At 74.5% G+C, this 11,227-nt stretch carries 8 protein-coding genes; 2 read left to right on the top strand and 6 right to left on the bottom strand.

The window, feature by feature from the left end; translation table 11 throughout:
* The first annotated feature begins 6 nt into the window (after window positions 1-6).
* Window positions 7-1,698, top strand: coding sequence for a glycoside hydrolase family 31 protein (locus ABFX54_RS43240; protein ID WP_346112767.1), 1,692 nt, complete (start codon window positions 7-9; stop codon window positions 1,696-1,698).
* Here the strand turns inward: ABFX54_RS43240 and ABFX54_RS43245 are convergent.
* The 4 genes from ABFX54_RS43245 to ABFX54_RS43260 are packed head-to-tail and all read right to left on the bottom strand — an operon-like array spanning window position 1,640 to window position 5,264.
* Entirely contained in the window at window positions 1,640-2,596 is a 957-nt protein-coding gene (locus tag ABFX54_RS43245; protein ID WP_346112768.1) for a hypothetical protein, read from the bottom strand. The two genes, ABFX54_RS43240 and ABFX54_RS43245, sit on opposite strands and share 59 nt — an antisense overlap.
* Entirely contained in the window at window positions 2,593-3,093 is a 501-nt protein-coding gene (locus ABFX54_RS43250; protein ID WP_346112769.1) for a hypothetical protein, read from the bottom strand. The genes ABFX54_RS43245 and ABFX54_RS43250 overlap by 4 nt, the downstream gene beginning before the upstream one ends.
* 3 nt (window positions 3,094-3,096) lie before the next feature.
* Window positions 3,097-4,317, bottom strand: a complete 1,221-nt coding sequence (locus tag ABFX54_RS43255; RefSeq protein ID WP_346112770.1) for a macrolide family glycosyltransferase — start codon at window positions 4,315-4,317, stop codon at window positions 3,097-3,099.
* Window positions 4,314-5,264, bottom strand: coding sequence for a patatin-like phospholipase family protein (locus tag ABFX54_RS43260; RefSeq protein ID WP_346112771.1), 951 nt, complete (start codon window positions 5,262-5,264; stop codon window positions 4,314-4,316). The genes ABFX54_RS43255 and ABFX54_RS43260 overlap by 4 nt, the downstream gene beginning before the upstream one ends.
* A 321-nt stretch (window positions 5,265-5,585) precedes the next feature.
* On the opposite strand from ABFX54_RS43260, the gene ABFX54_RS43265 reads away from it, so the two are divergent.
* Window positions 5,586-7,079 (top strand): CehA/McbA family metallohydrolase domain-containing protein, encoded by a 1,494-nt coding sequence (locus ABFX54_RS43265; RefSeq protein WP_346112772.1) that lies wholly within the window; start codon window positions 5,586-5,588, stop codon window positions 7,077-7,079.
* Between the two features lie 199 nt (window positions 7,080-7,278).
* On the opposite strand, the gene ABFX54_RS43270 is transcribed toward ABFX54_RS43265, so the two are convergent.
* Together ABFX54_RS43270 and ABFX54_RS43275 are read right to left on the bottom strand one after the other, a co-directional pair.
* Window positions 7,279-9,861 (bottom strand): FtsX-like permease family protein, encoded by a 2,583-nt coding sequence (locus tag ABFX54_RS43270; protein WP_346112774.1) that lies wholly within the window; start codon window positions 9,859-9,861, stop codon window positions 7,279-7,281.
* Window positions 9,858-11,227: ABC transporter permease (locus ABFX54_RS43275; protein ID WP_346112775.1), on the bottom strand; the 1,370-nt coding region annotated here is incomplete at its 5' end. The genes ABFX54_RS43270 and ABFX54_RS43275, both read right to left, overlap by 4 nt.

Here is an 11,227-nt window from a genome sequence, read left to right on the forward strand (position 1 = left end):
GGGTGGGTGCCGGAGCGTCCGCGGGCGTCCACTAGCGTCAGCGCGAACGACATGTATCGCGTACGGCTGCCCGCCGATCCGCCTGCCGAAGAGGTGCTGATGACGATCTCCCGCCCTGAACCCCGTCCGCCGGCCGAGCCGTTCACCGAATTGTCAGGGGACGAGCTGGAGCTGGTGCTGGAGGACGGCGAGGGGTGGTGGGGCGGCGCCGCCGAGGACGGGCTGTCGATGCCGTTCGGGGCGGGGTCGTTCGCCCGTGATCTCGGCTCGCCCCGTGGGCACGGGTCCCGCGACGCCGCGCCGTCCAACCAGAGCGGCCCCGTGCTGGTGTCGACGCGCGGGCGGGTGGTCTGGTCGGAGCGGCCGTTCGCGTTCGCGTTCGAGGACGGGCGGCTGCGGCTTTCCGGACGGGACATCCTGGTCGGCCGGGGTGGCGGATCGCTGCGGGAGGCGTTCCTGGCGGCCTCGCGGCGGTTCTTCCCTCCGTCGGGGCTCTCCCCCGCGCGGGAGCTGTTCTCCGGACCGCAGTACAACACCTGGATCGCGCACCCGTACACGCCCACGCAGGAGACGGTCCTGCGCTTCGCCCGTGACCTGCTGGAGAGCGGGATGCCGCCCGGCGTCGTGCTGATCGACGACTCGTGGGCGCGCGACTACGGCACCTGGCGGTTCGACCGTGCCCGCTTTCCCGATCCGGCGGGCATGATCGAGCAGTTGCACGCGTGGGGCTGCCGGGTGATGCTCTGGGTGGTCCCGTTCGTCAGCCCCGACTCCGCCGCCTTCCGCGAGGCGGAAGAGCGGGGGCTGCTCGTCAGGGACCGGACCGGTGACACCGCGATCCGCCGCTGGTGGAACGGGTTCAGCGCCACCCTCGATCTCACCGATCCGGCGGCCGTCCGGTGGATGACGGACCAGCTCGACGCGCTCGTCGAGGAGACGGGGGTCGACGGGTTCAAGTTCGACGCCGGCGACGTCCGCGACTACCGGGCCGACGATCTCACCTCCGTGCCCGCCGAGCCGGTCGATCTGTGCGAGGCGTGGGCGCGGGTGGGGCTGCGGTATCCGTTCAACGAGTTCCGTGCCTGCTGGCGGATGGGCGGGCAGCCGCTCGGCCAGCGGCTGCAGGACAAGCCGGCCCTGTGGGGGCCGGCCGGGATCGGGTCGCTCATCCCGGAGATGCTGGCCCAGGGCATGATCGGTCATCCCTTCGTCTGCCCGGACATGATCGGCGGCGGCGAGATCGGTTCTGTCGGCGGGCAGGCGACGGTCGATCAGGAGTTCTTCGTCCGGTACGCGCAGGTGGCCGCCCTCAGCCCGATGATGCAGTTCTCGGTCCTGCCCTCGCGCGTCCTGGACGACGAGCACCTCGCCGCGGTACGTGACGCGCTCGCCGTCCGGGAGTCCGTCCTGCCGCTGATCCTCGGGCTCGTGGACGAGGCGGCCAGGACCGGCGAGCCGATCGTGCGGCCGATGGCGTACCACGCGGACGGGCCGGACGACGTGACCGACCAGTTCTTCCTCGGCCCCGACCTCGTCGTGGCGCCCGTGACGGAGAAGGGCGCCACCGAGCGGATCGTCGCCCTGCCGCGGGGGCGCTGGCGCGGCGACGACGGCACCGTGGTCGAGGGGCCCGCCCGGGTCACGGTGCGGTGTGATCTGTCGCGGATCCCCCGGTTCGAGCGCCTGCCCGAGGGGTGAAGTCCCGGATGAGGGCGATCACCGTGCCGGCGGTGTGGTCGAGGTGGCTGCGGCCGTCCGGCAGCAGGGCCCGCGGGCTGATGTAACTGCGCCGCCCGAGGTGGGTGGCCGGGTCGAGCCGGTGCACGGTGATCTTGCCGCCGCGGGCGGCCTGGTGCCATCCGCTGCGCCGGAACAGCCGCCAGCGCTGGGGGAAGATCCACGTGCAGACGCGCTCGATCCAGTCGCCGTCGCTGGTGAGCCGGTGCAGGTGGACGGCGTGGGTGAGGTCGTTGGCGCCGTTGTGGAAACCGCCGAGGGTGATCAGCAGGAGCGGGGCACGCAACCGCGCGTGCAACTCCTCGACCGCGCCGGTGGCGACCTGCGCGCCGCCGCTGTAGCTGAGCAGCACCACGGGGACGCCGCTGCCTGGCCGGTAACCGGCCAGGCGGAGCTGGTCGGCGATCTGGCCGCCCACGGCGCGGTTGTACAGCGGGCGGTAGCGGTGGTCGGCCGCGACGAAGATCTGCATGACGTTGTGCAGGAACAGCAGCAGCCCGGCGCGGCGGCGCAGCCACGCCCACAGGGGGCGGTCGGCGAGCCGGGCGGCCAGCGGCGAGTACGGCTGCACCTGCCCCAGCACCCGCAGCTCGGGCGCCCCGGCGATCAGGGCCTTGACCAGCTGGCCGCCGTCGCGCGTGTCGTGGAAGCGGCGTTTGCCGATGCCGTCCAGGTAGACGAGGTAGGCGTCCGGCGGCCGGTCGGGGTCCGCGCCCCTGGCGTGGGGCATGCCGTACGGGAGCTCGCGGGCGGGCGTGCGCCAGCCGGCGGTGTACGCCATCACCTCGTGCCGGGCGAGCAGGGCCTCGGCGAGCAGGACCGCGCCGAGGACCAGGACGAGGAACGGGAACTCGATCATGCGGGCACCCCCCGGGTGGCGCTGATCCACACCACGAGCCGCCTGACCGCCTCGACGGCCAGGCCGAGCCCGACTCCCGCGACGGCCACACAGCCCGCGGCGGTCCACCAGCCCAGGTTCGTCAGGGCGGCGAGCGGGGCGACCAGGCCGGCCCCGACGGCGGCGAAGAGCAGCAGGTGCAGCAGGGGCCCGAGCAGCGGGAACGCGAGGACTGCGGCGAGCAGGAGCGGGGCGGCCAGCGCGGGGGTCCAGGTCAGCGGGGTGGTGATCGCCGGAGGTTCTGGCAGGGTCAGGCCGGCCAGGGTCCAGGCGGTCAGGGGCCAGAGCGCGAACACGGAGCCTTCCACGACGGCCCCGGTCAGCAGCAGCAGGACCGCGCCGGGCCTCGACGTGCCGGGTCTGGACGCGCCCGTTCGGCGGGCCAGCAGGGGCAGCAGGCGGCCCGCGGCCTCCGACAGCACGGCCAGCAGCAGCACGGCGGCGACGGCGGGTGACATCGCTCAGCGCTCCCGCCGCGCGCCCACCGAGACCGGCCGGCCGGTCAGCCCCAGCTGGTGCTCGATCTCGTCGGCGGCGCGCAGGTAGCCGCCGCCCTCGTGCTGGGCCACCCGCAGGGCGGGCGGTGCCGCCGCCTCACGGAAGCTCGGCTCGCCGAGCAGGCGGCGGGCCAGGGCTTGAACGGCGCCCGCGGTGACCTCCCCGGTACGGATCGACAGGCCGGCGCCCAGCTCGACCACCCGGCGGGCCACGAGCGGCTGGTCGGCGCCCTGCGGGACCAGCAGCATCGGCACCCCGGCGTACATGGCCTCGTTCACGCTGTTCATCCCGCCGTGCGTGACGAACAGCGCGGCCTGCTCCAGCACCTCCGGTTGCGGGACGAAGCGGCGGGCGAGCACGTTGCCCGGCAGCGGGTCCAGCGCGGCCGGATCGACCGCCCCGGTGGAGACGATCACGGTGCCGGCCAGCGGCGCCAGCGCGTCGGCGAACGTCCGCAGCAGCCGCGGACCGGCGTTGAACACCGTGCCCAGCGACGCGTACAGCACGGGTGCCCGCAGGCGGCCGATCGGGAACGACGGGTCTCGCGGCCGCGCGCCGACGCTGGGGCCGACGAACCGGTACGACGGGTCGACGCCGTCGGCGCCGGGCTGGACCGCGCGGGAGGTGAAGACCAGGTTGAGCGGCTCGCGTACGTTCGCCAGGTCCACCAGCGGCACCCCGTGCGTCCGGTGGCGGCGGTGCAGCGCCCACCGCGCGCGCAGGAACCCCAGCGCGGCGCCGGGCCTGGCCAGCGCGGAGGCCAGCAGCTCCGCCGAGGCGCGGGTGGGGCTGGGCACGTTCCTCCCGAAGGCGAACGTGGTGAACAGCGCCGCCGCCGGCACCTGGAGCTCGCGGGCGGCGACCGCGCCCCACGGGCAGGCGGACCCGTGCACGATCAGGTCGGGCCCGATGCCGCGCAGGTCGGCGAGGACGGCGGGCAGCAGGCCGGTAGAGGCGCGGACGAGCGCGTCCAGCATCGTGATCGGCATCGGCGGGTCGGGCAGCGGCTGGTCGCCGCCGGGGTAGAGGCGCACGGTCGCGCCGGTGGCCTCGATCTCCTCCGCGAACGCGGGCGAGGTGTGGTACGTGACGCGGTGGCCCCGGCGGACGAGCTCGGCGGCGAGGGGCAGGGTCGGGTTGACGTGGCCGTGCAGAGGGATGTTCAGGAACGCGATGGTGCTCATCGGACGGCTCCCAAGGCGGTGGGGAACGGCTCGGCTCCGGCCCGGTAGAGGCCGGGCCCGCTGACGCACAGTCCGTCGAGGAAGCGGCCCGCCTCGACGGACGCGGTGGCGATCAGCCGCTCGGCCTGGCCGAAGTCCCATGGGGCCGGCCAGGTCTCGATGCCGGTCGGCACCACGACGGTGGGGATGCGGCGCGACACCTCGTGCAGGTCGCGCTCGATCTGATGGTGCAGCAGCAGCTGGCCGGCCCTGGCCGCGACGGCGCCGGCCCAGCGGGGCGGGACGACGGGACGCGGCGCCCCGCTTTCGGGGCCGGTCGACAGCACGACGACGCTGGCGGCACCCGCCTGCAGCGCCGCCCGTACCGGGACGAAGGCCACCACGCCGCCGTCCACGAGCCGGCGACCCTCGCGATCGACCGGCGGCAGGATGCCGGGGATGGCGGCGCTGGCCAGCAGCGCGGACTCGAGGTCGCCGTGGTCGAGCAGCGCCTGCTCGCCGGTGGCCAGGTCCATGGCCACCGCGGTGAAGGGCACCGCCAGCTCTTCGATCCGCGCGGGCAGCCCGGCCCTGGCGATCAGCCGGCGCAGGCCGCGGTCGGCGAAGAGGCCGGCGCGGGAGGGCAGGCAGCCGAGCGGGAACACCTCGCGGCGGCGTACGTGGGTCCACACCCGGGCCAGCCAGGGTGCGGCCTGTCCCGGGTGGGCGGCGGCGATGGCTCCGTTGAGTGCGCCGACCGAGGTCCCGACGATCAGGTCAGGGACGAAGCCGCGCTGCTCCAGGGCGTACCCGACGCCGACCTGCGCGGCTCCGAGCACTCCCCCGCCGCCGACCACCACCGCCACGGGGCGGGGCAGGGCGCTCAGGCCCGCCGTTGCCGAGGTCGTCGCCCGCGCCGGCGGCGTCGTGAGCCGGGGAGGCTGAGCCCGGCGACAGGTGATGGTCATGGTCCGCCCTTCCTCACCGCGGCGCCTGACCGGCGCCGGATCGGGTCCGTTCATCGGCCGGGACCGATCGGCCGCGAGGTCCGTGACACCGCCGGCCATGGTGATCGAGCCCGGTCCCGTGGCCGGCGGCTTCCCTCGTTAGTATCACATGATACCGTCACGTTCGAAACTACATGGAGAGTGTGACTCGTCACTCACCCAGGTCGGAGCGCCGAGACGCTGTGCAGCGTTCTCGGTGTCTCCTGCGGCGATTCATGTCGCGTTCATCCCCCTATTGGAGGTTTGTCAGCTGTCACCCTTATCTGCAGGAAAGGCAGCATTGTGAGGAACAAGAAGGCCGAGGAGACCGAGCACTCCGGGCTTTCCCGACGCCGTCTGGTCAAGTACGCCGGTGTCGGCGCGACCCTGGCCGCGGCGGCTCCCCTGGTCGGCGGCACCCCGGCGCAGGCGGACGACGAGCGTAGTTTCGCCGCCGGCGGCGACAGCGGCCGGATGTGGCGGGCGGGCGATCACCACGTCCACTCGGAGTACAGCGGCGAGTTCGACACCAAGACGAACCCGCCGACCTTCCACAAGGGCGCGGACGCGGTCTACCCCATCGTCACCAACGCGATCATGGCCAAGTATTTCGGCCTGACCTGGGCGATGTGCACCGACCACGGCGGCCCGACGCACTCGAAGGTGAACCTGGAGCAGGCCTACCCCGACCTGCTGCGGTCACGGGTGCTGGTGCCGGAGGTGCTGCAGTTCTGGGGGATGGAGTTCGACACGCCGGCGCTGGACCACCACACCCTGATGATCCCGCACCACGACGGGGAGGCGCAGCAGCTGTTCGAGCTGGAGAGCCGCTTCGCCAAGTTCGACGCCTTCCCCACCGACCCGGGCCGCGACACCGAGGCCAAGATGGTGGAGTTCCTCAAGGCCGCCCGCGGCATGAACCGCAAGCCGCTGGTGATCGCCCACCACGCCTCCCGGTCGGCGACCGGGCTCGGCGTGTGGGGGCAGGACACGCCGCGTGAGTTCCGTAACGGCAACAACGCCGCTCCCGACGTGTACGTGGGCTTCGAGGGCGCGCCGGGCCACCAGGCGGGCCCGCTGAACGGCGGCGCCCGCGGCGGGTACGGCAACCACCCCACCTACGGCGGATTCGACCAGATGACCGCCCGCGTCGGCGGCCTGTGGGACTCCCTGCTGGGCGAGGGCCGGCACTGGTGGATCACCGCCACGTCCGACTCCCACGTGCACTGGACCCGCGGCGGCTCGGACTTCTGGCCGGGCGAGTACAGCAAGACGTACGTGGCGGCCCGGCAGGACTACGGCGACATCATGGACGGCCTGCGCAACGGCCGGATCTTCGTCACCACCGGCGACCTGATCACCGCGCTCGACGTGACCGCGAGCAACCAGGGCCGCCGGGCCACGGTGAGCGAGACGCTCGTCGTCAGCAGCCGGGGCCGCACCGACGTCGAGGTGGAGATCCGCTTCCGGCCCCTGGAGGGGAAGAACGGCAACGGCGACCGTCCCGAGGTGCGGCGGGTCGACCTCATCGTGGGCCAGGTCACCGGCGTGAGCTCGGACCTCGACGCCGCCGCCAACCCCACCACGAAGGTCGTGGCCCGCTTCGGTCCCGGCGACTGGCGCCGCCAGGGCAAGGATGTCGTCATCCGGCACACCCTGCGCGACGTGGGCCAGGACAGCTACCTGCGGGTGCGCGGCACCAGCACGGACGAGATGGAGCCGCAGGCCGACGGGAAGGAGAGCCCGTGGGAGGACCTGTGGTTCTACTCCAACCCGGTCTTCATCCGCGTCCGCTGACGCCCTGACCGGGGCGGCCCGCGACGGGCCGCCCCGGTGCTCGTCCCCATCGCCGTCCGGGGTGGACGGTCCCGCTCAGGCGCCGCCCACGCGAAGAGCGTCCTGCTGAGGCGTCGCGTACGCGGAGGGCGGCGTGCTCAGGCGTCGCGTACGCGGAGGGCGGCGTGCTCAGGCGTCGCGTACGCGGAGGGCGGCGTGCTCAGGTGTCGCCTACGCGGAGGGCGGCGTCGAGGGCGCGGCGGCGGCTCATGGCGGTGTGCGCGTACGTCCCCAGCACGGCGCACACCCCCAGCCCGGCCGCCAGCGCCACCGGCGTGAGCAGGCCGGGTGGATGCTCGGTGACGGGCAGGCCGCCGGCGAACGCGGACATGTCCACGCCCGGCCCGAGCGCGGCCGGCAGGCTCAGGCCCAGGGCCAGGCCGACCGGCGCCGTGATGAGGACCACGGGCAGCAGTTCCAGCAGGGTCAGCCGGCGGGCCTGCCGGTCGGACAGCCCCAGCGTGCGCAGCAGCGAGACCGACCTGGCCCGCCCGGCGGCCCCGGCGGCCAGCGCCAGCACGATCGCGGCCAGCGCGTACGCCCCCAGCGCCACCGTCACCACGACCATCGTGGTGCGGACCGTGCCGGTGAGCGGGTCGGCCCGGATCCCGGCCAGCGCCGCCTCCTGCGTCTCGACCGTGGCCGAAGGCACCAGCCGGGTCAGCTCGGCGGGCGTGATGTCGCCCTTGATCAGCAGCGTGTCGGCCGCCGGCCAGGGCAGCACCTCCTGCGACACGAGGAGGAACTGCCCACTGGCGTAGAACCCGGGCACCGCGTCGATCACACCCTGGGCGTTCAGCCGTACCGGCGACAGCCACGTGATGTCGAACGAACCCCGGCTGTCCAGCGCGGGCGAGAGCAGCGCGGAGTTCTTCCCCGACAGCTCAGGCAGCGCGATCGGGGCGTCCTCGTTGACCCGCCGCCACGCCGCGAGGTCCACGGCGACCGCGTACGGCCACTCCCCCGTGGCCTTGACCTGCACCCGGCCGGTCAGGGCGAGCGCCACATGCTCGACGCCGGGCGCTCGTCGTACCCGATCGACCACGTCGGCCGGGAGGTTGCCCTCGGTCGTCAGCTTGATCGGCGCGCCCACCTTCTGCCAGGACGCCACCTGCTGCGTGGTGGTGATCCCGTCGTGCACCACGGCGGCGAACACCGACAGGCTCAGCGCGGGCAGCAGGATCAGCACCGGCAGCGCGCCCGCCGACCGCTCCCTGGCCGCCCTGGCCAGGCCCAGGAACGGCACGGCCGCCGGCCCCCGCGCGGCCAGCCGGACGAACAGCCGCAGCGGGTACGGGTGACACCGCAGTGTGATCAGCGCGGCCGCCACCGTCAGCGCGACCGGGATCAGCAGCAGGAACGGATCCTGCTGCGCGGTGCCGGACGGCCCTCTGGCCCGCAGCAGGTACGCCCCCACCAGGGCGAGCACGACGACCACCGCCTCCACCGTCAGCCGCCGCGCGGACGGCCGGGCGGCGATCAGGTCGGCCCGGCGCTCGTTCAGCGGCGCGCGGTGCGCGAGCACCAGGCGCGTCACGGCGAACGCCATGGCGGCGACGGCCACGGCCGCGGGACCGGCGTGCACGATCGGCAGCACCGGCCCCGGCAGCAGGTACGACAGCGCGTACCCGGCCAGGGCCGCGGGCACCACCGTGAGCGCGGTCAGCGCGACCCCGGCCGCCGCCACCTGCCGCAGCGACGCGCCGCGCGCCCGCGCCAGGGACAGCGCGGGCTCCAGCCGGTCGGTCAGCAGCCGCACGCCCAGCACGATCACGCCGAGCGCCACGGCCAGCAGCCCGCCGAGCACCAGGTACATCACGGTCTGCGCGGCCGACAGCGCGGCCTGGAAGGCCCCCAGCAGGTCGGGCAGCCCGGTGACGACGCGGTAGATGATGCTGCCCGTCCCCTGGACGTCCACCTGCCGTTCGAGCTCGGCGAGCGCGGCCTCGACACCCGGCACGCCCAGCGCGCTCGCGGCCCGCCCGTCGAGGGGGAGGACCCAGCGGTAGGACAGCGTGCGTTCCCTGTTGGCCAGCGCGGCCAGGCCGTCGTCCGACATCAGCGTCGTGGTGTGCAGCTCCTCCGGCGCGTCCAACGGCACGATCCTGGTGACGTGCAGGACGTCGGCGTCGTGGCTCCAGGCGCGGTCGGCCGGGTCCCTGGCCTTGAAGACTCCGACGATCTTCGCGGCGGTGTGCACGCTCTCGCCGAGCATCATGGTCCGGCCGACGCGCAGCTCCATCCGGGCCACCGCCTCCTCCACGACGCCCACTTCGATGACGGGGATCGTGGTGCCCGCGTACTCCATGGTGGACGGCTTGCCGGGCGCGCGGCCGCTCACCCACTCCACCCGCCGGTCGGCGTCGGACAGCCAGCCGAGGTTGGCGAAGGTACGGATCCCGCTCGCGCCGGCGACGGGCGTACGGGAGGTCTTGGCGCTGACGTGGCCGCCGGGTCCGATCATGGGCCGCAGCGCCGCCGGGATGAGCCGGCGCCAGCGCAGGCCGGCGTCCTCGAACTGCGCGCGTGAGCGCAGCTCGCCGGGCGGCAGGACCGGGGAGCCGGTGACGGCCACGTCGGCCCGCACCGCGGGGGCGCCGGCCAGCGACCGGCGCAGCGCCTGGTCGAACGACGCCTGCATCGTCCTGGGCAGCCCGGCGAGGAGCAGGCAGGCGACCGCCGTCAGCACGGCGATCAGCGCGAACGTGCCCGCGTGCGCCCGTACGCCCAGAGGGATCGTCACCGCTCCTCCAAGGTCTGCCCCCGCCACACCCGCCGGGCCAGCCCGGCCACGATCGCGGCCAGCACCGCCGTGACCAGCACGAGCATCGCCGCGACGGCGGCCCACGGGACGTGGAACAGCACGCCGGGCGTGACCGCCGACGCCTGCCCGGTCAGGACGACGCGCGGCACCACCAGGCTTCCGACGAGCACGGCCAGCCCGGTGCCGGCCGCGAGCGACAGCCCGATGACGAACGCCTGCTCGGTGACCAGCATCCCGAACACCTGGCGAAAGCCGGCGCCCAGGGCTCGCAGCACGGCGAACTCGGCCCGCCGCTCCCGCGCCGCGACCACGGCGTTGACCAGGAACCCGAGCACCGCGAACCCGAGCGCGGCGGCGAACCCCAAGGTCAGCGCACCTTGGAGCGCGCCGGCCAGCGGGTCGTCCCGCAGCCCGGCCGCCAGCTCCCGGCGATCGATCGCGGTCACGTCCCATTGGGGGTTGCGGCGCAGGACCTCCCGCGCGGGCGCGGTGCCGTCGGCGGCGAGCCACCATTCGGTGGCCGGCCTGGACGGCTGGGCGGTGGCCAGCTCGTACGCCTGCAGCGTCTCCCAGTCGGCGAGCACGGCCTGCTGGCCGGGGGCGCCGGTGGGCATGCTCGTCACGATCCCGGCCACCACGACCTGGACGACCCGGCCGGCCAGGCGGAACGTCCCGTTCCGGCCGACGTCGAGCTTGAACGTGGCGGCCAGACCGGGGGTGATCACCACGGGCAACGGCCCAGGCTCCCCCGAGCGTCCCGGCCCACTGCCAAAGGTGACGACGCCGCGCGGGTCAGACACGGCCCCGGCCACGGGCACGTCCTGTCCGTCCGCGCTCAGCCCGGTCAGTCTCGGTCCGGCCTGCTCCCCCGCCACGAGCCCGCGTACCGACAGCGGATAGGCGATCCGCCCGGCGCGCCCGGCCAGCGGGGTGAGATCGACCTCGACCAGGTTGGGCCCCCACTTCAGCTCACCGAGCGGCAGGTCGCGCCAGACGCCCAGCGCGTCGGAGATCACCAGCCGGGCCGTCGCGGCGGCGCGTGTCGCGACCCGCACGGTGAGGGTGCGCGGCCGTCCCGGCAGTTCCAGCCGGCCCGCCCGGTCGCCGGGCAGCGCCCGCGCCAGCTCGGCCACGCTCAGCTCCGACAGATCGGGACGCAGCCGGAACAGCTCGCCGAGCCGGCCCGCGTCCAGGGCGAGCAGCAGCGCGCTCTCGCCGCCGACGTCGGTCTGCGCCCGGAAGGCGGGCGAGGCGGCGGTGACGCCGGGCAGCGCCGTGAACGCCGTGCCCCGGCCGAGCGCTCCCAGCTCGGGCCCGTCCGGCGGCCCCGACAGCCGCAGGTCGG

It is taken from the genome of Nonomuraea maheshkhaliensis (assembly GCF_039529435.1).
Classification (GTDB): domain Bacteria; phylum Actinomycetota; class Actinomycetes; order Streptosporangiales; family Streptosporangiaceae; genus Nonomuraea; species Nonomuraea maheshkhaliensis.